This window comes from Pseudoduganella sp. R-43 (assembly GCF_049913255.1).
Classification (GTDB): domain Bacteria; phylum Pseudomonadota; class Gammaproteobacteria; order Burkholderiales; family Burkholderiaceae_D; genus Rugamonas.
Window position 1 is genome coordinate 5920717 of record NZ_CP183988.1, and the last position, 24585, is coordinate 5945301.

25 protein-coding genes and 1 tRNA gene are annotated in these 24585 nt (G+C 61.4%); 4 read left to right on the plus strand and 22 right to left on the minus strand.

The features are described from left to right. Positions 1-43: 43 nt before the first annotated feature. A complete protein-coding gene (locus tag ACN9M3_RS26980) occupies positions 44-1315 on the minus strand; it encodes a hypothetical protein (RefSeq protein WP_426319185.1) in 1272 nt (423 codons plus the stop codon). Between ACN9M3_RS26980 and ACN9M3_RS26985 the strand changes: the two genes are divergently transcribed. Continuing rightward, positions 1298-1558, plus strand: coding sequence for a hypothetical protein (locus ACN9M3_RS26985; RefSeq protein WP_426319186.1), 261 nt, complete (start codon positions 1298-1300; stop codon positions 1556-1558). The two genes, ACN9M3_RS26980 and ACN9M3_RS26985, sit on opposite strands and share 18 nt — an antisense overlap. Here the strand turns inward: ACN9M3_RS26985 and ACN9M3_RS26990 are convergent. The 8 genes from ACN9M3_RS26990 to ybiB all read right to left on the minus strand — a co-directional run bounded on the left by ACN9M3_RS26990 (position 1540) and on the right by ybiB (position 10749). Beyond that, positions 1540-2793, minus strand: a complete 1254-nt coding sequence (locus ACN9M3_RS26990; RefSeq protein ID WP_426319187.1) for a hypothetical protein — start codon at positions 2791-2793, stop codon at positions 1540-1542. The genes ACN9M3_RS26985 and ACN9M3_RS26990 overlap by 19 nt on opposite strands. Positions 2794-3011: 218 nt before the next feature. Beyond that, positions 3012-3090: transfer RNA gene (locus ACN9M3_RS26995), tRNA-Ile, on the minus strand. Between the two features lie 44 nt (positions 3091-3134). Next, positions 3135-5381, minus strand: coding sequence for an RNA polymerase sigma factor RpoD (gene rpoD / locus ACN9M3_RS27000; RefSeq protein WP_426164628.1), 2247 nt, complete (start codon positions 5379-5381; stop codon positions 3135-3137). A 169-nt stretch (positions 5382-5550) separates the two neighbouring features. Next, positions 5551-7347, minus strand: a complete 1797-nt coding sequence (gene dnaG, locus ACN9M3_RS27005) for a DNA primase (RefSeq protein WP_426319188.1) — start codon at positions 7345-7347, stop codon at positions 5551-5553. 212 nt (positions 7348-7559) lie between these two features. Continuing rightward, on the minus strand, positions 7560-8009 hold the full coding sequence (locus ACN9M3_RS27010; RefSeq protein WP_426319189.1) for a GatB/YqeY domain-containing protein: 450 nt from the start codon (positions 8007-8009) through the stop codon (positions 7560-7562). Between the two features lie 125 nt (positions 8010-8134). Then, positions 8135-8347: a 30S ribosomal protein S21 gene (rpsU, locus tag ACN9M3_RS27015; RefSeq protein WP_005665410.1), complete on the minus strand. Its 213-nt coding sequence runs from the start codon at positions 8345-8347 to the stop codon at positions 8135-8137. Positions 8348-8544: 197 nt separating this feature from the next. Beyond that, the gene (locus ACN9M3_RS27020; protein WP_426319190.1) at positions 8545-9753 is read right to left on the minus strand and encodes an NAD(P)/FAD-dependent oxidoreductase; all 1209 of its coding nucleotides are present in this window, start codon (positions 9751-9753) and stop codon (positions 8545-8547) included. Positions 9754-9789: 36 nt separating this feature from the next. Then, positions 9790-10749 carry a DNA-binding protein YbiB gene (ybiB, locus tag ACN9M3_RS27025; protein ID WP_426319191.1) on the minus strand — a complete coding sequence of 320 codons (960 nt, stop codon included), beginning with the start codon at positions 10747-10749 and terminating at the stop codon, positions 9790-9792. A gap of 73 nt (positions 10750-10822) precedes the next feature. On the opposite strand from ybiB, the gene ACN9M3_RS27030 reads away from it, so the two are divergent. Next, positions 10823-11881 (plus strand): 3-deoxy-7-phosphoheptulonate synthase, encoded by a 1059-nt coding sequence (locus ACN9M3_RS27030; RefSeq protein ID WP_426164640.1) that lies wholly within the window; start codon positions 10823-10825, stop codon positions 11879-11881. 68 nt (positions 11882-11949) lie between these two features. On the opposite strand, the gene ACN9M3_RS27035 is transcribed toward ACN9M3_RS27030, so the two are convergent. Both ACN9M3_RS27035 and ACN9M3_RS27040 read right to left on the minus strand, forming a co-directional pair. Continuing rightward, on the minus strand, positions 11950-12405 hold the full coding sequence (locus ACN9M3_RS27035; protein WP_426319192.1) for an OsmC family protein: 456 nt from the start codon (positions 12403-12405) through the stop codon (positions 11950-11952). Continuing rightward, positions 12402-13052 (minus strand): GntR family transcriptional regulator, encoded by a 651-nt coding sequence (locus ACN9M3_RS27040; RefSeq protein WP_426319193.1) that lies wholly within the window; start codon positions 13050-13052, stop codon positions 12402-12404. Before ACN9M3_RS27040 ends, ACN9M3_RS27035 begins: the two co-directional genes overlap by 4 nt. An 88-nt stretch (positions 13053-13140) precedes the next feature. Here ACN9M3_RS27040 and tsaD point away from each other — a divergent pair, with 88 nt between their 5' ends. Next, positions 13141-14175, plus strand: a complete 1035-nt coding sequence (gene tsaD, locus ACN9M3_RS27045; RefSeq protein ID WP_426319194.1) for a tRNA (adenosine(37)-N6)-threonylcarbamoyltransferase complex transferase subunit TsaD — start codon at positions 13141-13143, stop codon at positions 14173-14175. Here the strand turns inward: tsaD and ACN9M3_RS27050 are convergent, their stop codons facing one another. The 6 genes from ACN9M3_RS27050 to ACN9M3_RS27075 form a co-directional block, all read right to left on the minus strand. Further along, positions 14176-14343: a hypothetical protein gene (locus ACN9M3_RS27050; protein WP_426319195.1), complete on the minus strand. Its 168-nt coding sequence runs from the start codon at positions 14341-14343 to the stop codon at positions 14176-14178. 71 nt (positions 14344-14414) lie between these two features. Next, positions 14415-15209, minus strand: coding sequence for an ABC transporter ATP-binding protein (locus ACN9M3_RS27055; RefSeq protein ID WP_426164650.1), 795 nt, complete (start codon positions 15207-15209; stop codon positions 14415-14417). 1 nt (position 15210) lies between these two features. Further along, positions 15211-16029, minus strand: coding sequence for a nitrate ABC transporter permease (ntrB, locus tag ACN9M3_RS27060; RefSeq protein ID WP_426172309.1), 819 nt, complete (start codon positions 16027-16029; stop codon positions 15211-15213). 242 nt (positions 16030-16271) lie between these two features. Continuing rightward, positions 16272-17492, minus strand: a complete 1221-nt coding sequence (locus ACN9M3_RS27065; protein WP_426319196.1) for a CmpA/NrtA family ABC transporter substrate-binding protein — start codon at positions 17490-17492, stop codon at positions 16272-16274. Between the two features lie 117 nt (positions 17493-17609). Then, positions 17610-18518, minus strand: a complete 909-nt coding sequence (locus ACN9M3_RS27070; protein ID WP_426319197.1) for a LysR family transcriptional regulator — start codon at positions 18516-18518, stop codon at positions 17610-17612. Next, complete coding sequence (locus ACN9M3_RS27075; RefSeq protein ID WP_426319198.1) at positions 18500-19399, minus strand: LysR family transcriptional regulator; 900 nt, start codon at positions 19397-19399, stop codon at positions 18500-18502. Before ACN9M3_RS27075 ends, ACN9M3_RS27070 begins: the two co-directional genes overlap by 19 nt. A gap of 111 nt (positions 19400-19510) precedes the next feature. On the opposite strand from ACN9M3_RS27075, the gene ACN9M3_RS27080 reads away from it, so the two are divergent. Next, entirely contained in the window at positions 19511-20365 is an 855-nt protein-coding gene (locus tag ACN9M3_RS27080; RefSeq protein ID WP_426319199.1) for an oxidoreductase, read from the plus strand. Here the strand turns inward: ACN9M3_RS27080 and ACN9M3_RS27085 are convergent. The 5 genes from ACN9M3_RS27085 to ACN9M3_RS27105 all read right to left on the minus strand — a co-directional run bounded on the left by ACN9M3_RS27085 (position 20362) and on the right by ACN9M3_RS27105 (position 24585). Continuing rightward, positions 20362-21201: an ion transporter gene (locus tag ACN9M3_RS27085; protein ID WP_426319200.1), complete on the minus strand. Its 840-nt coding sequence runs from the start codon at positions 21199-21201 to the stop codon at positions 20362-20364. The two genes, ACN9M3_RS27080 and ACN9M3_RS27085, sit on opposite strands and share 4 nt — an antisense overlap. Beyond that, positions 21198-22424: a metal-dependent hydrolase gene (locus ACN9M3_RS27090; RefSeq protein WP_426319201.1), complete on the minus strand. Its 1227-nt coding sequence runs from the start codon at positions 22422-22424 to the stop codon at positions 21198-21200. The genes ACN9M3_RS27085 and ACN9M3_RS27090 overlap by 4 nt, the downstream gene beginning before the upstream one ends. A gap of 102 nt (positions 22425-22526) precedes the next feature. Further along, a complete protein-coding gene (locus ACN9M3_RS27095) occupies positions 22527-22817 on the minus strand; it encodes a DUF427 domain-containing protein (RefSeq protein ID WP_426319202.1) in 291 nt (96 codons plus the stop codon). Between the two features lie 17 nt (positions 22818-22834). Continuing rightward, on the minus strand, positions 22835-23878 hold the full coding sequence (locus tag ACN9M3_RS27100) for a GGDEF domain-containing protein (RefSeq protein WP_426319203.1): 1044 nt from the start codon (positions 23876-23878) through the stop codon (positions 22835-22837). Between the two features lie 56 nt (positions 23879-23934). Then, positions 23935-24585: a DsbA family oxidoreductase gene (locus tag ACN9M3_RS27105; RefSeq protein WP_426164666.1), complete on the minus strand. Its 651-nt coding sequence runs from the start codon at positions 24583-24585 to the stop codon at positions 23935-23937.

A 24585-nucleotide genomic window follows, 5' to 3' on the forward strand; every position in this document is an offset into this window, starting at 1 on the left:
GCGTCAAACTTGAGCGTGAATCGGCTGCGTCAACACTTGGCGATTACCGGCGAGCTCCCGCTGCGTTAAAGATCAACGACAGCTTGCCGCCGTTCTTTCCGCAACTACGCTTGGCCTGCTCGGGCGTCAATGTGCCGTCGACGGAAATATTTCGCGGCGAACCATCGAGCGGCAGCGTAAGGGAGACGCCATCGCTTTCGTACATGACGATCTGCGGCAGCTCCTTGCCATTCTCGTCTTCTGGATTGAAAACATCCACCTGGACCGCGTGCCCGTTCATGTTGAAGCGGCACTCGCCTGCACGCTGCTCATAAACGTAATCGAAAGCGCGCGCCCCTTTCTTGTCGATGTTGATCCGGCCCAGGCTCAAGGAATGCTCTACGCCCGCCACGGTCTGGGTGAAGCGCGTATCACCACCTATCGATCCCGAATACCAGGCCAGCTTACCGGCGGCATCCTTGGAGATAACGAACCATTGGCCCGAATTGGTATCCGCGAAGACCGGCTCACCTGGCGCCAGCTGCAATGGACTTTCTTTGCCGTTGGCAGGCGAAATGAGCGTCAATTCCGCCGCCTTGCGCTTTTCATCGCAAGGTTTGCGCAACGCCAGCACGTCCGCGCCATAGTCGCTAAGCGAACTCGTTTCGCAGAATTTGCTTGGATAGCTGCTCAGGAAAAGCTGCTTGCCCTCTGCGCTGGTCACGGCCAGCGTGGACTCGGTTTCACTGTACGCCAGCGAATAAATCGCGCCTTGCTGCGAAATGCCGGCCTCCACATGGCGTGGAGCCTTTTTGAACGGACGCATGCTCCAGGCATAACCGCCATTCGCCATCACACGCGAATTTGCATAGTCGCTGGCCAAACCGTCCTTCGCCAGTTTCGCAGGAAAGAACGAACCGGCAACCTGCAGGTTGTCGCCTACGAAGCGCGCTTTGGCACCACTCACGAAGGCCCCGGATTTCCGGACATTCAGCTTCACCTCGTTCAGGCGCCGGTCCAGCGCGAGCGTAAAGAAGGAGTAAAACTCGGAAGTATCATCCTCGTCCATGATATAGCCAGCGACCTGCACGCCATTTGCGGACACGCCCAAGGCATGGCCATAACTGTTTCGCCCCTCGATAACGAGCCGCTTCTTGCCAAGCTGCTTGCCTTGCATGTTGAACTGATACAGGTAGACGATGCCCTGGTTCAGCGAGCGCGGGAGCTGCGTATTCACGTTCGCCAGCAGGTAGACAGTGTCGCCAACGATCGCGCATTGCACTGGATACAGCGAGGCGTAATCGTCCGGCACAGGAATATGCGCCTGCGCGACCAAGATATCGCGCTTCAGGTCAAGCAGCAGCAAATCGCCAGTGCTTTGCATCGACTCCGGATCAAAACGGCCGCCTGCCAGGCAAGCGCGCGTATTGTCGGCAGCAAAGCCTACGTGATAGGGCGTGAACTTCTTGGCGCTGAATGGAAGGGATGCGGCCATGGCATTGGTGAATACAAGACCAGCCAGGGCGGCTCCAAAGAATCTGATGATATGCATGATAAGTCTTATTGGTTTGCTGGATAGCGCGCGATAGTGCGGATCAGGGTTCCCTGTTCAAACGCTTCGACGCGCACGGTTACGGTTGGCGTTACAAATCGGTTGGCTTCGACGCTCTCGTGTGAATTCTCTCCGGCGTCAGCAATTTCCAGTCGGCGGGCCTTGAGCCGCTTGCGAAGTTCGCCCGCGACCTGTTCTGGCGGCGCATCGAGAATCAAATGGTAGGCGGAACCATTACCGGTGATTCCGTACCAGAGCCTGTTCACGTTTGCACCAAATGCCCGTACCGGCTGCAAAGGCAGATAGACGTATGCCTTGGCGCATTGGCAGATTTCATGCTCCTCAATACGCCAGGACCTGCGCCATCCGCCAAGGCAGGCAACGCTAGCGCTGCCGAAGCAGTTCAGGTAACCCTTGCTGGCGTCGAGAAACAACTCTTCGAGAGCATCCGTGGCGCTGAGAACATGTTCCGAGGTAGCGATCCTTGTCAGGTCCCATTTGCCGGCAGTTGTCTTATGCCATTTGAACCGGGCATCGAACCACGGAAGGATCTGTACGATTCGGCTGCTCGTCCGTAGGCCTTGGGGAAAAGCAGGGATGGCCGGCACAGGAATCGGTTCGCCAAAATTGCCCTCAGCGTCAACCACCAGCACCACCGAAGGCTCCGCTAACGAGTCCACATAGGCAAAAGCCTTGCGATCTGGAGCAATACCAGCCGGCTCCTTGATCGAAGGCCAGTCAGGCCCTTTGGGCAGAAGCGTCTTCTCAATCGGAAAGGCCTTGAGAAGGGCTCCCCCGTACTGCGAGTCTTCGTTCTCGAAAAAGCGCAAGCCAGGACCGATGGGTTCGCCGATTTCCTTGATGTAAGTACCCATATCGATATGTTCGACGACAGCCTTCTTATTGCGTTCGTAAACGAGGAAAAGTGGGCTTTGGTCATCCGAAATATTGGCATATTGATGCACTATGACTGCCGGCTGCCCAAGGCCTTGCCACAAGCGGGCCGGATCGCCCTTTTCGATGACAACTTTGCGCTTGTACAGCACGCGATCGTAACGCTCCTGATTCGAGAATATTCGCAGCCAATCCGTAGGCTCCCGATTGATATGCAAGATCGTCAAAGGCAGTTCCTGGCTGACGGACTCCACTGTTTCATCGTTTTCAAGCCACTCGGCATAGGGTCCTTCGGGCGTGCGGCCGCAGGCAGAAAGCAGGAGGCAAAACGTTAGCAGGATGAGTTTGGACGGCAGGGATAAGTGCATGAAAGAAAGATTACCATAATAGCAATCATCTTCTGTGCACGATAGGCGACACAACAGTGCGCGATTGCCAAATCAACCAGCTTGGCCGCTGGCCGCCCATGTCTGGCAATGACAACTTCACGCATCTCGCCTTGTTCGTCTGGCTAAGGCGATAATTCCAATAGGAAAAAGCCCCGGCGATTTCTCGTCAGGGCTTGTTTTCCAAGCATAAAGCGAATTGGTAGGCCCTCGCGGAGTCGAACCGCGCACCAAAGGATTATGAGTCCTCTGCTCTAACCAAGCATGAGCTAAGGGCCCTGGGAACCCGGCAGGATAGGGCCGGTGGCCCTATCCGTCAAGTCTTAGTTACCTTCCAGGAAGCTCTTCAGCTTATCGGAGCGCGATGGGTGGCGCAGCTTGCGCAGTGCCTTGGCTTCGATCTGGCGGATACGCTCACGGGTCACGTCGAACTGTTTGCCGACCTCTTCCAGCGTGTGGTCGGTGGACATTTCGATACCGAAACGCATGCGCAGCACCTTGGCTTCGCGCGGGGTCAGCGAATCCAGCACGTCCTTCACGACACCGCGCATCGAGGCATGCAGCGCTGCGTCCGAAGGCGCCAGCGTGTTGTTGTCCTCGATGAAGTCGCCCAGATGGGAATCGTCGTCGTCACCGATCGGCGTTTCCATCGAGATCGGCTCTTTCGCGATCTTCATGATCTTGCGGATCTTATCCTCCGGCATTTCCATCTTGATGGCCAGGGTCGCCGGATCCGGCTCGGCGCCGGTTTCCTGCAGGATCTGGCGCGAGATCCGGTTCATCTTGTTGATCGTTTCGATCATGTGCACCGGAATACGGATGGTACGCGCCTGGTCGGCGATGGAACGCGTGATCGCCTGGCGGATCCACCACGTAGCGTACGTGGAGAACTTGTAGCCGCGGCGGTATTCGAACTTGTCGACCGCCTTCATCAGGCCGATATTGCCCTCCTGGATCAGGTCCAGGAATTGCAGTCCGCGGTTGGTGTACTTCTTCGCGATCGAGATCACCAGGCGCAGGTTGGCCTCGGTCATTTCACGCTTGGCCTTGCGCGCCTTCATTTCACCGGCCGCCATCTGGCGGTTGATGTTGCGCAGGTCCGGCAGCGGCAGCACGACGCGCGCTTGCAGGTCGATCAGGCGCTGCTGCAGTTCCTTGATGGTCGGGATGTTGCGGCCCAGGATCGCGCTGTAAGCGTGGCCTGCAGCGACTTCGCCATCCACCCATTCCAGGTTGGTTTCATTGCCCGGGAAGACCTTGATGAAGTGGGCGCGCGGCATGCCGCACTTGTTCACTGCCACGTCGAGGATCTGCTTCTCGATATGGCGCACTTCATCGACCTGGCCGCGCAGGGTGTCGCACAGCTTCTCCACCACTTTGGCGGTGAAGCGGATGCCCAGCAGCTCGGCGGAAATCGACTCCTGCGCCTTCAGGTAGGCTTTCGAGTTGTAGCCATCCTTCTCGAAGGCCTTGCGCATGCGCTCGAACTGGTTGGCGATATTGTCGAATTTCTCGAGGGAGGCCTGCTTCATGGCTTCCAGCTGCTCGGCGGTGTAGCCGGCTGCCGCGCCGCCTGGGCTGGCTGCTTCTTCCTCTTCTTCTTCGTCCTCTTCTTCCTCGTCCTCTTCCTCGTCTTCCTCGTCGGAAGCGGCTGGTGCCGCGGCGGCGGCTTCGCCTTCCTCATCCACCAGGCCATCGACGATTTCGTCGATCTTGATCTCATCGATGCGGATGCGTTCGGACGTGGCGAGGATTTCGGCGATCGTCACCGGGCAGGCGGAAATCGCCTGGATCATGTCGCGCAGGCCGTCTTCGATACGCTTGGCGATTTCGATCTCGCCTTCGCGGGTCAGCAGCTCGACCGAACCCATTTCGCGCATGTACATGCGGACCGGGTCGGTGGTGCGGCCGAAGTCGGAGTCGACGGTGGACAGCGCGGCTTCCGCTGCAGCCTCGGCTTCGTCGTCGCTGGTCACAGTGGCGACATTATCGGACAGCAGCAGGGTCTCGGCATCAGGCGCGTGTTCGTACACGGCGATGCCCATGTCGTTGAAGGTGCCGATAATACCTTCGATCGCTTCCGGATCGACGATATTTTCCGGCAAGTGGTCGTTGATTTCAGCGTACGTGAGGAAGCCGCGCTCCTTGCCGAACTTGATCAGCGTCTTGAGCTTCTGGCGGCGGCGTTCGAGTTCCTCTTCCGTTGCCTCGGTGTCGGACGAGAACGCGTCCTTCAGCAATGCCTTTTCCTTGGCCTTGCGGTCCTTGGCTTTCGCCTTGTCCGCAGCCTTCATCTCGGCACGCTCAACAGCGTTCAGTGCTGCAACCTCGTCGTTTTCCGGCGTGAATTCCTTCGGCTTGCGGCCACGGCGTCCCGGCACCTTGACGGTTGGCAGCACATATCCGGAAGTATCGATGGCAGCCAGGGCGGCTGCGTCCGTTGTCTGACTAACCACCGGCGGTGCCTTGGTGACGCGAGTAGCCGGCTTATCAGCCGACTTCGTCGCAGGCTTGGCGGTCACTTTGCGAGGCTTTTCAGCCGCTTTGGTTTCAGGTTTCTTTGCTGGCACAGGCGCTTTCGGGAATAGTTAAGTCCACTACAAACCGCAACAACTACTACTGTAACTTACTGAAAACAAACGAAAAAACAGACCCGCTAAATATTGCAATATTTAGCATTTTATTATAGCACGCCACTTTACAATTACCAGACGGGAAGGTTTGCGTGCGTGCAGGCAATTACCTCGGACTTAAATCAGCTTCAGCTTCCTTCCGCAATTGATCTTGCTTGGCGGTAATTTCGCGGTAGCGTACACCAATCTCCTCAGAAGACAAACCTGCCGAAAATAGCTGGTCCAGCTCCTGTTTTAATGCATCCATCTTCAGGTGGCGCACCGTGGCCAGCAGCCACAAGCGCTCGCCTTCGATATCCGGCTCCGGCGCAGCGGCAATCTCGCCGATGAGCGCATCATAATCGCTGCCCGTTTCTTTCACCAACTGGCAGAACGCAGCGAAACTGCCCTGCTCTCCCAGCGATTGGGCCTGCACCATCAGCCAGACCAGTCGCTCGGCGGCTTCCTGGCCGAAGTGGCTGAAAGCCAGCAGCGCCTCGTCGTCCAGTTCCAGCGCTAGCGTCGGGTGCGTCAGCACCACGCGGATCAGCTTCAGTTCCAGCCCAACAGGCTGCTCGCGGCGGCTACGCGGCGGTGCAACCTTGCTGGCAGCCACCGGCTTGGCCAGCTCAAACAGCTGCTCAATCTCGCCCGGCGTGCTCTGCGTCATGGTCGCCAGGCCGCGCACGATCTGCAGGCGCAGCGAGGTCGGCGGCATGGCCTGCAACAGCGGCTTGGCGTCGAACTGGACGCGCGCCCGGCCTTCAGGCGATGTTAAATCATGCTCGCCCGCCGCCTCGCGCAGCAGGAACTGGGACAGCGGCATGGCTTCGTGTACCTGCTGTTCGAACGCGTGGGCGCCATATTCGCGGATATAGCTGTCCGGGTCGTGCTCAGCCGGAAGGAACAGGAACTTGATCGTCTTGTCATCCGACACGTGCGGCAGACAGGCTTCCAGCGCACGCCGTGCAGCGCGGCGGCCGGCCTTGTCGCCATCGAAACTGAAGATCACGTTGTCGGTTTGACGCAACAACTTCTGGACGTGGGTCGTGGTGCAGGCGGTTCCCAGCGTCGCAACCGCCTGGGGAAAGCCCATCTGGGCCAGCGCCACCACATCCATATAGCCTTCCGTCACCAGTACATAACCCGCATCGCGGATCGCCTGGCGCGCTTCGAACAAGCCATACAGCTCCGAGCCCTTTGAAAATAAAGGCGTTTCGGGAGAATTCAAGTACTTGGGTTCGCCCTGGTCCATGATGCGGCCGCCGAAAGCGATCACCTGGCCCTTGGTATTGCGAATAGGGAACATTACCCGCTCGCGGAAACGGTCATAGCGCTTGGTGCGCTTGCCGTCCTCATCCACGTTCTGGATGATCAGGCCGGCTTCCACCAGGACCGGGTTTTCGTAATCCGGGAAAACGGCTTTCAGACTGTCCCAGCCGCTAGGCGAATAGCCGAGCGCAAAGCGGGCCGCGATTTCCCCGGTCAGGCCACGGCCTTTCAGGTAGCCAATCGCCTGCGGCGCAAGGCGCAGCTGGGCCCGGTAGAACTCGTTAGCCTTGGACATGGCATCGGACAGCGCCATGGATTGCTGCTGCTGGGCAGCACGCTGGGCGGGCGGGATCTTGTCATCCTGCTCAGGCACTACCATGCCGACGTTCTGGGCCAGATCCTTGACGGCATCGACGAAACCCATGCCCGAGTACTCGATCAGGAAGCCGATGGCTGTGCCATGGGCGCCGCAGCCAAAGCAATGGTAGAACTGCTTGGTCGGGCTGACGGTAAAGCTCGGAGATTTTTCGCTATGGAACGGGCACAAGCCCTGGTAATTGGCGCCGCCCTTTTTCAACTGGACGTAGCGCCCCACCACATCGACGATATCGACGCGGTTCAGCAGGTCGGCAATAAATGACTGTGGAATCACGAGGCTGAACGGTATTTGTTATAAATCAGACTATACCGCCGCGCGCGATGGGCATTTGATCCAAATCAACACACGCGGCCCACGATATGGCTCAGCCCGTGTCACACCATGGGGTCACACCCCGAGAGTGACACGGCCTCAACCGAGTCATGGCCGAGGCCGTGTCACACTTGGGGTGTGACCCCATGGTGTGACACGAACTCGGCTGTAGATTATGCGGGGGTCAGGGCCTTTTTGACCAGTGCGGACACTACGGTCATGTCGGCGCGGCCGGCCAGCTTTGGCTTGACGATGGCCATGACTTTGCCCATGTCCTGGGGACCGGCGGCGCCGGACTCGGCTACGGCTGCTTTCACTTCAGCGGCAATTTCTTCATCGGACAGGCCGGCAGGCATGTAGGCCACCAGCACGGCCAGCTCGGCCTTTTCGATGTCAGCCAGGTCGGTACGGCCGCCGGCTTCGAACTGGGTGATGGAATCCTTGCGCTGCTTGATCATCTTTTCAACGATGGCCACGGTCTGGGCGTCGTTGACTTCGATCTGTTCGTCCACTTCCTTGCGCTTGATCTCGGCCAGGATCAGGCGGATGGTGGCCAGCTTGCCGGCTTCCTTGGCGCGCATGGCGGATTTCATGTCATCAGTAATCTGGGCTTTCAGGCTCATAGCTACCTCAAAAGTGTGCGTGGAAAAAGGAAAACCCGCTGCGGCTTAGACCGGAGCGGGTTGAAACTCTGGCGTGGGCATCCGTGGCGATCAGTGCGCCTGCAAGAATGCCGACGAGAGCTGAATTAGTACAGCTTCTTAGGCAGTTGCTGGCTGCGGATGCGCTTGTAGTGACGCTTCACGGCAGCTGCCAGCTTGCGCTTGCGCTCTGCGGTTGGCTTTTCGTAGAACTCGCGTGCGCGCAGTTCGGTCAGCAGACCGGTCTTTTCGATGGTGCGCTTGAAGCGACGCATTGCGACTTCGAACGGCTCGTTTTCTTTAAGGCGGATAGTAGTCATGTAAAAATTCAAACCGTTAGGGTTCAGGAAAGACAGCGATATTAGCAGGTTTTGCTCAAAAATGGAAGAGACAATAGACGCCAAACCGGCCACTCAGGCGGTTCCGAAGGGGATATCGACGTCTTTCGCGGGCAATATTTCAGCCCAGCTAACATCATGAATCCGGCGGAAAATGCGTTGCCGGAAGTGGAATAATATCAGATCGCGAGGCCAGCAGCCACTCCGGATGCCCAGGCCCATTGGAAGTTGTAGCCGCCCAACCAACCGGTCACGTCGACTGTTTCACCAATGAAGTACAGGCCGGGCACGTTCTTGCATTCCATCGATTGCTGGGACAGTTCGCGGGTGTCCACGCCGCCGCGCGTGACCTCGGCCTTGCGGTAGCCTTCCGAGCCATTGGGGGTGATGGTCCACTGGTTGACCGCGCGGCCCAGCTTGCGCAGCGTGTCGTCTTTCATGTCGGCAATGCGCGCTTCGGGGTCCAGGCCGTGCACTTGCAGCAAGCCCTCCGCCAAGCGCGCCGGCAGCCATTGCGATAGCAGGTTGCCAAGCTGCTTCTTCAGCGTACCCTTTCCTTCGATCAGGGTCTGGGCCAGGTCCATTTCCGGTAACAGGTTGATCGTGATCGGGGTGCCAGGCTGCCAGAACGAGGAAATCTGCAGGATGGCCGGACCGCTCAGGCCGCGGTGGGTGAACAGCAGGTCTTCGCGGAAGCGGGCGCCGGTCGGGTTGCGGCCTTTCAGCGAGCCGGTTTCCACGTCCACTTCCAGCGAGACGCCGGCCAGCGGCACAAACGGCGCCCATTCCTCGGCGTCGAAAGTCAGCGGCACCAGGGCGGGACGCGGGTCTACCAGCTTGAGCCCAAAATGCTTGGCCACGCGATAGCCGAAGTCGGTCGCACCAATCTTCGGGATCGACAGGCCGCCGGTCGCCACCACGACAGCGCCAGCATGGATCTCGCCTTCGTCTGTCTGCAGCACGAAGCCGGCGCCATTCTGCGCCACGGCCTGCACCTTGCTCGGCATGCGCCAATGCACGCCACCATCGGCGCACTCGTTGCGCAGCATGTCGATGATCTGCTCGGCGGAGTCGTCGCAGAACAGTTGCCCTTTATGCTTTTCGTGGAAGCCGATGCGGTGCTTCTTCACCATCGTCAGGAAATCATGCGGCGTGAAGCGCGACAGCGCGCTCTTGGCGAAGTGCGGATTCTCGGAGAGGAAGTTGGCAGGGCCGGCGTTAATATTGGTGAAGTTGCAACGACCGCCGCCAGAGATGCGGATCTTCTCCGCCAGTTTCTCGGCGTGATCGAGCAGCACAACGCGTTTGCCGCGCTTGCCGGCCGTCGCCGCGCACATCATGCCCGCCGCGCCTGCGCCGATTACCGCTACATCGTACTGATTTGCCATTTCCTGCCGCCCTGCCCTGAGACCAAACCCACCATTTTACAGGAGGGCGGCGCCGGCAGCGAGCGAGCGGGCGACATCTTTGCAGTGGCCCACCTGCTGGATAATCGAATCCGGCACGGGGATTTCACCGCGCAGCACGGCCTGGATCCAGGCAGCGGTCGACTCTGCGCTTTTATCCTCCGGCAGCTCGGGCAGCTTTTCGACCAGCGTCTGCTTTTCAACCAGCACGGTGCGTTCGCCGCCGTGGAACCAGTCGATCTTCTGCGCCTTGTTGGCGTTGGCGACGGTCTCGCCTTCCGTGCCGCGCATCAGGAAGGCGTGGCCTTTGTTCAGGGTGAAGAATTCGCCCAGCGACTCCAGGTATTCCGGGTGGGTGTAGGACACCAGCCGCAGTGCAGGCCCGGCAAACGGCTGCATGATCTTCACCAGCGTATGGGTCGAGTTGCGCACGCCGAGGATGCGGCGCAGCGACAGCATCCACGCCAAGCGCGGCGCCAATGCGTCGATGGTGATGAAGGCCACGCGCCCATCCTCCAGCGCCGCCTCCGCCGCTGCATGATCGGGCGAAGCATGCACGCCCAGTGCTTCGAATACTTCCGCCGTGGCGACGCGCCCAACGTCGTGCGCCACGCCATGCACCAGCACCGGGACGCCCTCGCGCGCCAGCAGCAGCGCCAGCAACGCGGTCAGGTTCGCCATCTTGCGGGCGCCGTTATAACTCGGGATCACCACAGGCGCGAATTCGCCGGCCGGCGCGCGCAGTTTTTCAAACGAGGCTTCGGACGCTTCCAGGAAGCCTTCCAGCTCCTCCACCGATTCACCCTTGATCCGCATTGACAGCAGGATGCCGCCCAGCTCAAGGTCCGATACGCGGCCATCGAGAATCGCGCCCCACAATTCGCGTGCCTGCTCGCGGTCCATGCTGCGGGCGCCCTTCGCGCCCCGGCCGATCTCCTTGATGTAGGGAGCGGCCTGGAAAGGTTGTTTAGTCGTCATTCTGCCAGTTTACGGCATTTCGGCTACACTGTTAGATCCCCCAAGAAAAAACACGTTGAAAAGCAGACTGATCATGATTGCCCAAAACCTTGAAAACATTAACGTTACCTCGTTCGCATCCATGCCTACCCCAGAGGAGCTGCATGCGAAACTGCCGCTGACCGACAAGGCTTCCGAGACCGTCACCAAGGGCCGCGCCGACCTGCGCGCCATCCTGGAGCGCAAGGACAAGCGCCTGTTCGTCGTGGTGGGCCCTTGCTCCATCCATGACCCGGTCGCGGGCCTGGACTATGCGCGCCGCCTGAAAGCGCTGCAGGAAGAAGTCAAGGACACCATGCTGCTGGTGATGCGCGTGTATTTCGAAAAGCCGCGCACCACCACGGGATGGAAGGGCTATATCAACGATCCGTATATGGACGATTCGTTCCGCGTCGACGTCGGCATGGAAAAGGCGCGCCAGTTCCTGCTGGACGTATGCGAACTGGGCCTGCCGACCGCCACCGAGGCGCTGGACCCGATCTCGCCGCAGTACCTGGGCGACCTGATCGCCTGGACCGCCATCGGCGCCCGCACCACCGAATCGCAGACCCACCGCGAAATGTCGTCGGGCCTGTCGACGCCTGTGGGCTTCAAGAACGGCACGGACGGCGACATCGGCATCGCGATCAACGCGATCCTGTCGGCGGCGAATCCGCACGCCTTCCTGGGCATCAACAGCCAGGGGAATGTGTCTGTCGTGCGCACGCGGGGCAATCCGCATGGCCACGTGGTGCTGCGCGGGGGCGACGGCCGGCCTAACTATGATTCCGTGTCGGTGGCGATTGCGGAACAATCGCTGCAGAAGGCCAAGCTGCCGGCCAATATCGTGATCGACTGCTCGCACGCCAACTCGTACAAGAAGCCGGAACTGCAGCCGCTGGTGATGACCGACGTGGTCAACCAGATCGTGCACGGCAACCAGTCGATTACCGGCGTGATGATCGAGTCGAACATTGTGGCGGGCAACCAGAAGATCCCGGCCGACCTGTCCGAGCTGAAATACGGCTGCTCGGTGACCGATGCCTGCATCGATTGGGATACCACGGTCCATATGCTGAAGGAAGCGGACCGCGAACTGCGCGCCCGCCCTTGAACCGGTAAACCGGTGTCTGACCCACAGGGTCAGACACCCCACCTGCGGCCGACACTGAATTACCGGTTTTAAAAGCGCCAGCTTCCCTCAACGCGAATCGCGGACTTCACCGAGCGCGCCAGGAAGCACTCTCCATGCGCTTCATGGTGCAGCCGCTCCAGCTCCGCATCCGTCGGCGCCTTCTCGCCCGAGAAGGCGACCATCGGCTTCAGCGTCACCACGCTGATCCAGCCGTCCTCCATCTTCCCTTCCGCCGCATCGACATAGCTGTCGACCACATAGCCGTCACGCGCCGCCAGGCTAAGGAACCACAGCATATGGCAGCTCGATAGCGAAGCTACATACGCCTCCTCCGGATCCACCGCCGAAGGATCGGACAACGGCACCCGGACCACGTGCGGCGACGACGATCCCGGCACCACCGTACCGCCGTCGAAGGTCCACTTATGCAGCCGGCTGTAACGGTTATCGGTGAACTTGGCATCGTGGCGATGCCAGGCAACTTCCGCGGTATGAATGCTCATATCAGGCTCCCAAGGGTAGAAACTGCAAGCTTTTCGGTTTCGCGCAGGTGCTGCGCCAGCATGGCGCAAGCGCCATCCGGGTCACCCGCCCGCACCAGCGCGATCAGTCGCTGGTGCTCATCGTTCCAGCCGGACCGGCGCGCCTCAGGCCCCAGCTGCGCCAGGTAGAAACGCTCGACCGATGCGCGCAGGCTGGCCACCATTTGCTGGCTGCGCAGTCGCCTGCCCGGCGCATAAAGCTCGTCGTGGAACGCGCGGTCAAGCCGCAGCCATTCCAGCGGCGCCGTTTCGCCATCCAGTTCATGCTGGATGGCTTCCAGGCGGCGCAGGCTGCGCTCCGTATGCAAGGGCACTGCACGCCGCAGCACATCCGTCTCCAGCAGCACGCGCAGGTCGAACAGTTCATGCAGCTCGTCCGCGCCAAGCGTGGTGACATAAGCGCCGCGGTTCGGCTCGATCTGCACCAGGCCTTCCGCCTGCAGGGAATTGAGCGCTTCGCGCACGGGAATGCGGCTGGTGCCGAATTGTTCGGCCAGTTCGGCCTGGCGCAGCACGGCGCCGGGCGCCAGCTTGCCGCTGCCGATGTCGTCGCGCAGGGCCGCCAGGATGGCCGGGCCGCCTTGAGCACGGGGCGGAGGTGTCTTCATGCGATAAATTGTATACACGTATACCAATCAATGCAAGCGGGCTTTCCATTACAATGGCGGATTGCCCTTTACCCTTTTGTGCATTCCAATGATCGTTCTCGGCGTTGAATCCTCCTGTGACGAAACTGGCCTGGCCCTGTATGACACGCAGCGCGGCCTGCTCTCGCACGCCCTGCACTCGCAGGTGGCGATGCATGAGGAATACGGCGGCGTGGTGCCGGAACTGGCCTCGCGCGACCATATCCGCCGCGCGATTCCGCTGCTGGAACAGGCGCTGGGCAAAGCCGGCCTGCAAGCCGGCGAGATCGATGCCATCGCCTACACCCAGGGTCCCGGCCTGGCAGGCGCCCTGCTGGTCGGTTCGGCGATTGCCTGCTCGCTGGGCATGGCGCTGGATAAGCCGGTGCTGGGCGTGCACCATCTGGAAGGCCACCTGCTGTCGCCGCTGCTGGCCAGCGAGCCGCCGGAGTTCCCTTTCGTGGCGCTGCTGGTATCGGGCGGCCATACGCAGCTGATGCGCGTGGACGGCGTCGGCCAGTACGAACTGCTGGGCGAAACACTGGATGACGCGGCGGGCGAGGCCTTCGATAAATCGGCCAAGCTGCTTGGCCTGGGCTACCCTGGCGGCCCCGCCATTTCGCGCATGGCCGAATTCGGCGACCCGGAAGCCTACAAGCTGCCGCGCCCCATACTGCACTCGAAGGATTTGATGTTCTCCTTCTCCGGCCTGAAAACAGCCGTGCTGACGGTGGTGAACAACAACGGCGGCGCTGCCAACGTCTGCGAGCAGGACAAGGCGAATATCGCGCGCGGTTTCGTGGATGCGATCGTGGACGTGCTGACAGTCAAATGCCTGTCCGCGCTGAAGCAGACGGGCCTGAAACGCCTGGTGATCGCCGGTGGCGTGGGCGCGAATGCGCAACTGCGCGCGTCGCTGAACGCGGCGGCAAGGAAGAAGCACTTCAAGGTCTACTACCCGGAACTGGAGTTCTGCACCGATAACGGCGCAATGATTGCCTTCGCCGGCGCCATGCGCCTGCAGATCAATCCGCAGGCGGCGCAGCGGGACTATTCCTTCAATGTCCGTCCGCGCTGGCCGCTGGACGAACTGCGGGTCATTTGATCAGGCGAGCAGCCATGCGCTCAGGCCCACCAGGGCCAGCAGGCCGGCTGCGATACCGGTACGAAGACCGGTGTGGTTCATCTGCTGGCGCACCAGTTCGTGGCGGTTCGGCTTGTCTTCCCGCTTTGCTTCTTTGTTAACTTCGTGCTGCTGTACTTCGGTACTCATCAAGTGTCTCCGTTTGTATAGACCACCAATGTAGCAGCAGAGTCGCCCCGCTGCCACACTTTTGCACATTGCTATGCAGCAAAACGTTGTGCCGGGTGTCCTTGTCGTTGGTAGAGGAACTCCAGCACGCTTGTCCGATAGTCAAGATACAGCGGATCTTGCGCCAGGGATAGTCTGTCGCGCGGGCGTTCCAGCCGTACTTTGACGACGCCGCCGATGGTGGCGGCCGGGCCATTTGTCATCATGACAATGCGATCGGACAGCAGCACGGCTTCATCCACATCGTGCGTCACCATCACCACGGTGGCCCCCGTCGCGGCGACGATGCGCATCAATTCGTCTTGCAGGTGGGCGCGTGTCAGCGCATCGAGGGCGCCGAACGGTTCGTCCATCAGCAGCACCTTCGGTTCCATCGACAGTGCGCGGGCGATGCCGACGCGCTGCTTCATTCCACCTGAAATTTCATTGGGCCGCTTGCCGCCAGCGGCCGCCAGTCCCACCAGTTCCAGCGCCTGCCAGCTGCGTTCATCCAGTTGCGCGCGCGTCTCCTTGCCGCCGAACACCCGCTCCACTGCGAGGTAAATGTTCTCGAAACAAGTCAGCCAGGGCAGCAGCGAATGGTTCTGGAACACGACCGCGCGTTCCGGCCCCGGCCCGGCGATCTCGCGCCCGCTGCAAACCAGCACGCCACTGGTGGGACGGTTCAGGCCCGCGACCAGGTTGAGCAGCGTCGACTTGCCGCAGCCCGAGTGGCCGATCAGGGTAATGAACTCACCCTGCTCGACCACCAGGTTGACGTCGCTCAGCGCGTGGAACTGGCCAAAGCGCATGTCGACCTTGCTGATATCGATGAATTTCGAAGCCATCTCATTTCTCCTCATAGCTGAAAGCTTTGGCCAGCGCGACCAGCGCCAGTTCCAACGACAGGCCAACCACGCCGATCACGCCGATGGCGATCAGGATGTGCGGCACGTTCAGGTTATTCCACTCATCCCACACCCAGAAGCCGATGCCCACGCCGCCCGTCAGCATTTCGGCTGCGACGATGACCAGCCATGCCGTGCCGATGGCGAGCCGCACGCCGGTCAGCATGTAAGGCAGCACGGAAGGCAGCAGTATCCTGGTCGCCACCTTCCATTCGGACAGGTTCAGCACACGCGCCACGTTCAGGTAATCCTGCGGCACGCGCTGCACGCCGACGGCGGTGTTAACGATCATGGGCCAGATCGAACAAATGAAGATGGCCCAGATCGCGGCTGGATCGGCCGCCTTGAACACCAGCAGGCCAATCGGCAGCCAGGCCAAGGGCGATACGGGCTTCAGCAAACTGATTAAAGGGCTGAACATGCCGTACAAAAAGCTGAAGCGTCCGATCAGGAAGCCAAGCGGAATACCCACCAGCGCCGCCAGGCCGAAGCCCAGCGCGACGCGGCGCAGCGAGGCCAGGATGTTCCAGCCAATGCCCTGGTCATTCGGACCCTTGCGGTAGAACGGGTCCGAGAACAGCTTCACCGCCTCATGCCAGGTCTCCAGCGGAGTGGGAAAGCCTGCGTTGCGTACCGCCAGGATTTGCCAAGCCAGCACCAGCAGCGACAAGCCAAGCAGCGGCGGCAGTACTTTCATGACAAAGGGCCGCAGCCGCCCACCTTCCGGCGCCAGGTGCACGCCTTTCGCCGCCAGCCGCATGCGGCGCGTTGGCCTTCCCGGCACCGCGGGCGCCGGTTGCACTGATGCTCCCGCCTTCCCAGCCTGTCCTGCCGGCGCAACGTCCACCTTCATATCGATTGCCCGCCCCACGCCAGCCGCGGCCAATGCAGCTGCAGCTGCTTCCCGCGCAGCGTCCTGCGCGGTCAGTGCGCCGTGTGTGCCAGGCGTGCCCGCGCCGGCCCCGTCTATCGTTCCGTACATAGCACTCATAAGGCCTCCCTTCACGCTCTGATCTTGAACGAATCAGCATAGGCCTTGGGATTCTTGCCGTCCCAGGTCGTGCCGTCGATCATCTTTACGCTGCGCAGGGGCGACTTTGGTACGCTCACCTTCGCCATAGCCGCGCCGTCCTTGTACACATCGATCTGGTTGATTTGCGTGGCAACTGCCAGGTAATCCGGCTCCGCCTTCAGCAAGCCCCAGCGCTTCTGTTGCGTGAGGAACCACATGCCGTCGCTGAGGTATGGGAAATTCACCGCGCCGTCATTGAAGAACTTCATGTAGTTCGGATCGTCCCAGGTTTTGCCCAGGCCATTCTGGTAGCGGCCCATGATGCGCTGGCCAATCACATCGACCGTCGTGTTGACGTAGGATTTGTCGGCAATGGCTTCCGCCATCTTCACCTTGTTCGACAGGGACGCATCAATCCAGCGTCCAGCATCCAGCACCGCAGCGATGAGTGCGCGTGCAGTATTGGGATACTTCTTCACCCACTCCGCGCTAGTACCCAGCACCTTCTCCGGATGGTCACGCCAGATGTCCTGCGTTGTCGTGGCCGTGATGCCGACGCCATCCACAATCGCGCGGTGGTTCCATGGCTCGCCCACGCAAAAGCCATCCATGTTCCCGATCCGCATATTGGCGACCATCTGCGGCGGCGGCACCGTAATGACCTTGGCGTCCGTCATCGGGTTGATGCCATACGACGCCAGCCAGTAATACAGCCACATCGCATGGGTGCCGGTCGGGAACGTCTGTGCGAAGGTGTACTCGCGCTGGTCGGTGCGCATCAGCTTCGCCAACGAAGCGCCATCGACTGCGCCTTTGTCGGACAGTTTCTTCGACAGCGTGATCGCCTGGCCGTTGTGATTGAGGTTCATCAGTACGGCCATGTCCTTCTTCGGACCGCCAGCGCCCAGGTGGACGCCATACACCAGCCCATACAGCACATGGGCCGCGTCGAGTTCACCGTTCACCAGCTTGTCCCGCACGGCGGGCCAGGACGCCTCCTTGCTCAAGACGATCCTGATGCCGTACTTCTTGTCGAAGCCCAGCACAGAAGCCATCACGACGGAGGCGCAATCGGTCAATGGAATGAAGCCGACTTTGACTTCTTCTTTCTCAGGCTTGTCGGAGCCTGCAGCCCAGGCGTAATTCGATAAGGCTGTCGCAGCGCCCGCAGCAAGCAGGCGACGACGGGTAAGGCTGAACGTGCGATCCATCTCTATCCCCGGTTTGTAAATAATGGGGATACTGCAAGCGCCGTGCCACCCCGCTTTCAGGGGGAAAGGCGGTGGAAATCCAGCACTTTGTTTGTGCACCGCACCAATTTAGCGCCGTCAACGCACCGGGCGAAGCCTCGGATCGGTGCGCAGGCGTTCGGCCATCAGGTCCACGAAGCTGCGGATGCGGGTCGAGCCCTGACGGCTGTCACGGTGGATGATATGGATAGGCACCGCCGGCGTCGCGTAGTCCTGCAGCACCTCAACCAGCTCGCCTGCATCGAGCAAGGCTGCCGCCTGGTAGGACAGCAGGCGCGCGATGCCGAAGCCGCTGCGCACTGCTTCGATGGCAGAGTCGTTATTGTTCACGCCCAGGCGCGGCTTGACGCGCAGCGATTGCGTGCCGGCGCCATTCTGGAAGCGCCAGTCCGGAGGCACGCTGGAGCCGGACGAGGCGACAATGGTGTGCTGCTCCAGCTCCTGCGGCGTGCTCGGCGCGCCATGCTTCTCTATATAGGAAGGCGAAGCGATGATCATGCGCCGCACCTGCCCGACCGGAATGGCGCGCATGCTCGAATCGGGCAGCTCGCCGATGCGGATGCCGACATCGATGCCTTCTTCCAGCAAGTTGGTCACGCGGTCGACGAAGACAGTGGAAATATCCATCGCCGGATAGCGCTGCAGGTAATCGACAATGCCCGGCACCACGTAGATGCGTCCAAACAGCACCGGCGCCGTCACTGTAAGGTGGCCGCGCGGCGCGGCGTTGATGCCGGCAACTGCATCGTCGGCCTCGTCGACTTCCGCGATGATCCGGCGCGCATCATCCAGGTAGCGCTGGCCGGCTTCCGTCACGCGCACATGGCGCGTGGTGCGGTCCAGCAGCCTGGCGCCCAGCCTTTCTTCCAGCGCCGCCACCGCGCGCGTAACGGCAGGCGGCGACATGCCGAGGCGGCGCGCACCTGCCGCGAAGCCCTGCTCCTCGGCCACAGCCACGTAGACGGTCATCAGGTAAAGGCGGTCCATTTGCGTTTCACCATGAAGTCGATAAAGTGCCGCACGCGCATCGGCATGCGGCTGCGCTGCGGATAGTACATGTAAACGGCCGCATTTGCCGTCACATGGGTCGGCAGCAGGTGCACCAGCCGCCCTTCCGCCAGGTCGCGCTCCACCATGTACAGCGCCAGCTGGCCGATGCCGACCCCGGCGCGCACCGCCTCGACCTCGCCCTCCGCCGTATTGAACGTCGCCACGCAGGGCACGTCCTGGTACACCGTGCCGCCCTGCCCTTTGAGTTCCCACGGAATCACGCGGCCCGTGTTCGGCTGGCGGAAACCGGTGCACCGATGGTGCAGCAATTCTTCCACCGTGCGCGGGGCGCCGTGGCGCTCGATATAGCCGGGCGAAGCGCAGATATGCAAAGGAATCCTGCCCAGCTGGCGCGCAACCAGGTTGCGCTCCGGCGGATTCCCCGCCCTGAAGCCGACGTCGATCTTCGCCTCGGTCAAGTCGGTGAAGTGGTCGTCGAACAGCATGTCGAAATGCGCGCTCGGATACAGCTCCTGGAATTCGCGCAGCAGCGGCGCCAGCACCACCGTGCCCAGCGAGGTAGGTGCGGCGACGCGGATCATGCCGTCAACCGCCTCGCGGCTGTTCTGAACGTGGTCCAGCGCCTCGTCCAGCAAGCGCAGGCCCGGGTTGGCCAGCTCGAACAGGCGCTGGCCTTCGTCCGTAAGACTCAGGCTGCGTGTCGTGCGATGGAACAGGCGCACGCCGAGGTATTCCTCCAGCTGGCGAATCGCCTTGCTGACCGCCTGGGCCGACAGGCCGGCATCGACCGCCGCCTGGCTGAAGCTGCCGCCATGCACGACGCCGATGAACAATGTGATGACGCGGGCCTTATCCATTCATTTACAACCAATAGTTGAAGATCAATCACCTTTACTATGGCTAGTGTAGCAGCTCTCCGAAGCCTAATATGCCCTTCACCAACTACCCACTCTTGAAGGAGCAAGATCATGGCAAACAAAGTCTGGTTCATCACTGGCGCCTCCCGCGGCTTCGGCCTGCTGATTGCCCGCGACGCACTGGCGCGCGGCGACTCCGTGGTAGCAGCCGCCCGCAACCCGCAAGCGATTGTCGACGCCCTTGGCGCGCATCCCCAGCTGCTGCCAGTGCAGCTCGATGTGACAAAGGAAGCAGCCGCCGTAGTTGCCACCCAGGCCGCCATCGAGCGTTTTGGCCGCATCGACGTGCTGGTGAATAACGCCGGCTACGGCATCCTCGGCGCCGTCGAGGAGACCTCGGCGGAAGAGGTGCGCCGCAATTACGAAACGAATGTCTTCGGCCTGCTGAACGTGAGCCGCGCGGTGCTGCCGGCCATGCGCCGGCAGCGCAGCGGCCATGTGATCAATATTTCCTCTCTGGGCGGCTACCAGGCGTACTACGGCTGGGGCGTCTACGGTTCCACCAAGTTCGCGGTGGAAGGCCTGAGCGAAGCGATGGCGCAGGAACTGGCTCCGCTGGGCGTGCACGTCACCGTGGTGGAACCCGGCTTCTTCCGCACTGATTTCCTCGACGCCACCTCGCTGGTGGAGACCGCAAGCCGCATCGAGGACTACAAGGATACGGTGGGCGCCATGCGCACCTTCGCGGCGGGCGCAAACCACGCTCAGCCAGGCGATCCTTCCAAGCTGTCGCAAGCCCTGTTGAAGCTTGCCGATGCAACGCAGCCGCCATTACGCCTTCAGTTGGGCAGCGATGCCATCGTTCGCATCAACGCCAAGCACCAGCAGGTAGAGAAGGAACTGGCGCAATGGAAGGACCTGGCCCTGTCGACCGACTTCGAACAGCCGGCCAAGCAGGCCGCCTAACTTCCCGGGAGTTTGGTTCCGCAGCTCTTGCAGAAACGCGCCGACTGCTCATGGTCTCCGGCCAGGCAGCCGTCGCAAGTGCGACTTGAGCGGCGCTGCTGGCTGATTTCGGCGCTGATGATGCCCGTCGGGACGGCAAGAATGCCCCACCCCAGCAGCATCATCACCGACGCAATGGCGCGGCCCAGGTCCGTCTTCGGCACCAGGTCGCCGAAGCCCACGGTGGTCACGGCCGAAATCGCCCAGTAGACGGCAGTCGGAATGCTGGTAAAGCCGTGTGCCGGTCCTTCGACCACGTACATCACGGTCCCCAGCAAGAAGACGACCATGAACACCACCGACAGGAAGATCAGGATCTTGCGGCGGCTGGCCAGCAAGGCACGGCCCAGCATCCCATATTCCTCGATGTACAGCGTGAGCTTGAGAATACGGAACATGCGCAGCAGCCGCAGGATCCGCACGTTGAGCAGCACATGTGCGCCCGGCACGAACAGCGCCATATAACTTGGCAATACTGCCAGCAGGTCGATCATGCCGAAGAAACTGCGCGCGTAGCGCAACGGGTGCCGCACGCACAGCAGGCGGCTGGCGTATTCGATGGTGAACAGCACGGTAAAGAACCACTCTGCCGCAAACAGCCAGTCGCCGTAGTCGCGCGCCACTTCGGCGACACTGGCCAGCACCACGGTCGTCACGCTCAGCAGGATAGCGCCGATCAGCGCGAGGTCGAACGCCATGCCGGCAGGCGTATCGGACTCGAAAATTATTGCATAGAGCTTTTCGCGCCAACCGCCTTCCGGCCGGCCGAAGCGCTGGTGCGGATCGTAGGTCTTCATTGCGGGCTCCCCAGCAAATCAGCGCGCGGCATGCCCCATCCCGGCACGCTGAAAGGGCATTCCGGTTTCGCCGCCAGCATCAAAGTAGTGAAATTCCCACGCGGCGAGGCGGAGAAGCGCAGGTCGCTGGCCTGGGCCGCATCCACCGCCGGCATGCGGGCGAAACGCAGCCAGGCAGCCAATTGGCAATCGGCTGCGGCGCGCGCGCGCAAGCCAGCCACATCGCCCTGCCATGATCCGGACACCAGCACGCCGGGTACCGTGACGGCCATCTCCTGCACCGCATCGGCCGTCAGTGCCGCCGGGCATTCACGCGGTGGCAGCAAGGAAGGCGCAAGGCTCAAATGCCCGCGCCGGAGCTGGTAAATCTTCCCGTCCGACTCGATCGAGGTAAAGCTCCAGCACAGGGGCTGGGACGGGAAAGCGGTCAGTGCAACGTCCAGCACGCGGGACTGAGGATCCTGCAACACCAGTGCCGCCGTCACCGCCTGGCGCGCCTTGAACGAGGCCGACGCCTGGACGCCGATAAATGCCAGCACCATGCCAAGGGCCAGTAGCAGCGCACGCCTGCTTTGCATATGCATGAATCGCAGCACAGCCACCACGCCACCCAGCATGACCAGCGCAGCGAACGACGCCCAGCCCAAGTAGCCATGCAGCGTCACATACAGCAGGACCACCGGCAGCACGGAAAGCAGCACAATACGCATGCGCCGCGAAGGTGCGGCCATCGCCAGCGGCACCCCGAACGCCCCCCAGAACACCGGCTCGATGATGTAAACCATATCGCCGAAGTACCAGGTTCCGCTGAAAGGATAGAACGGATGAACCCCATAGTTGTTCATGAAGTCCATCCCCAGGTGCAGCAGGAAACCCGCGGCCAGCGTTATCAGCAGCCCACGCCGCGCATCGCGGCTCTCACGCAGCAACGCCCGCGCATTCGGCCACAAGACCCATAACAGGGCAAACAGCAGCAAAGCCTGAGGCAGCAGGTACAGCAAGGTATGCGTATGTCCGCGGTGATGCAGCAGGTAGCCCAATGGCGCCGGCGCCAGCCGGGTATAAACCAGGTCGAGGTCAGGAAAATTGCTGGCAAGGGCGCAAGCCGTCAGCAGCAAGCGATGCCGCGTCCTGTGACGCCCCGGATCGGCCTCCGGCGGCAGCGAGCGCTGAATCAGCTCGCCAACGCCCAGGCCAACTACGCTATGAGTAATGTTATCCATGCTTAATGAAAGTCGGGGTCAGGTCTGGCAATCGGACACAGGCTCAGCCGCTTGCGGCTGAGCCTGTGTCCGATTGCCAGACCTGACCCCGACTTTCAACAATTAATGCTGGACTTCGACGCCGTGCCAGAAGGCGATCCGGTCCTTGATGTTGTTGGCCGCTTCTTTCGGGCTCGGGTAATACCAGGCGGCGTTGGCGTTCACCTTGCCATCCACCACCACGTTGTAATAACTGGCCACGCCCTTCCATGGACACAGCGTGGTGTGCTGGCTCGGCTGGAGATAGTCCTTCCTGACCCGCGACGGCGGGAAATAGATGTTGTGCTCGACGATCTCGACTTCGCTGCTATCGGCTTCCGCAATCACGGCGCCATTCCAAATTGCCTTCGGCATGCAAACTCCTGTCCTGTTCAACCTTCCACACGGTTGCGGCCCCTGGCTTTGGCGCGGAACAGCGCGGCGTCAGCCTGCTTCAGCAGCATCTCGGCATCATCAATATCCATGTGATTGAAGGAGCCGACGCCAAGGCTGGCCGTCACCGCGACCGTGCGCGCCCCGGCGCCATGCACCTGGGCCTCGATCCGCGACCGCAACGTCTCTGCGAACTTGCGCGCGCCTTCGGGCGGCGTGTTCGGCAACAGGATACACAATTCTTCGCCGCCGTAGCGTCCGGCCACATCGATCACCCGCACGTTTTCGCGCACCAGGCGGCCGATCGCGGCCAGCACTTCGTCGCCCAGCTGGTGGCCGAACTCATCGTTGACGTTCTTGAAGTGGTCGACGTCCACCATCACGGCCGACAGCGGCGTGCGGAAGCGGCGCGTGCGGGCCACTTCAAAACGCAGGTGGCTCATCAGGGAGCGGCGGTTATGCAAGCCGGTCAGCTCATCGGTGGTAGCCAGGGTCTCCAGCTCATCCTTCGAGGCTTTCAGCGCCCGTTCGCTGGCGTGCAGTTCGAACAGGGCCATGACCTGGCGCGCCAGCTTGCGCAGCATGTCGCGTTGGGAGGTCGACAGGCAGCCTGGTTTGGTGTCCATCACACACAGGGTGCCGATCGCGAAACCATCCCTGGTGGTCAGCGGCACGCTGCTGTACATGCGCATGAACGGCGCAGCGACGGTCAGCGGCATGCCGGCCGTGCGGGCATCCCGGCCCAGGTCGCCGATCTCGGTGGCCGCTTCGCCCAGCACCGCCAGCGAGCAATAACACTGGCTGCGCGGCATGGAACCCAGCGCCAGCCCGGTGCAGGACTTGACGACGGCGCGTTCGCCATCGACCAGCGTGATGAAGGCATACGGAACGTCGCAGGCCTTGGCGGCCAGCTCTGTCAGGAAGGTGAAATCTTCGCTCGCTGGCGCATCGAGGGCGCCGTAGCGGTGCAGCGCAGCCAGGCGCTTGTGGTCGTCCGACTGCCCGGGGTACAGCGTTGTTATGATTTTTTCGGCGGCAGACATGCTCTCTCCCTTGTTACGGTACCAAGTGTAACAAGGTTGCTAGCAAGATAATAGTTTTATTTGGCAGCCACTATTTGCCGCAGGGCACGCTCAAAGGCTTCCGGCGGCTGTCCGCCGGAGATGAGATGTTTTTCATTGATGATGACGGCCGGCACCGACTGGATGCCGTTGCGGTGGTAGAAATGCTCCATATCGCGAACTTCCTGCGCGTAGCGGCCAGATGACAGCACTTGCACTGCCTCCGCCTCGTCCAGGCCGACCTTGCCCGCCAGTTGCACCAGCAGGGTGCGCGAGCTTGGATCCTGGCCGCGCGTGAAATACGCATCGAACAGGGCCTTTTTCAGCTCTTTCTGCTTGCCATGCTCGCCGGCCCAATGCAGCAGCCGGTGCGCATCAAACGTGTTGTAAATCCGGCTACGCATGCCCATGGCGAAGTCGAAACCGACATCGGCGCCGCGCTGGCGGATCATTTCACGGGTCTGTTCCTGCTGGGCGGGGCTGGCGCCGTATTTCTGGCGCAGGTGCTCGGTGATGTCCTGCCCTTCCGGCACCATGTGCGGATTCAGCTCGAAGGGCTGGAAGTGGATTTGCGCCTGGACGCTTTCGCCAAGACGGCCCAGCGCCACTTCCAGGCTGTTCAGCCCGATCGCACACCAGGGACAGGAGACGTCGGAAACGAAGTCGATGCGGATCGGGGTGGTAGTCAT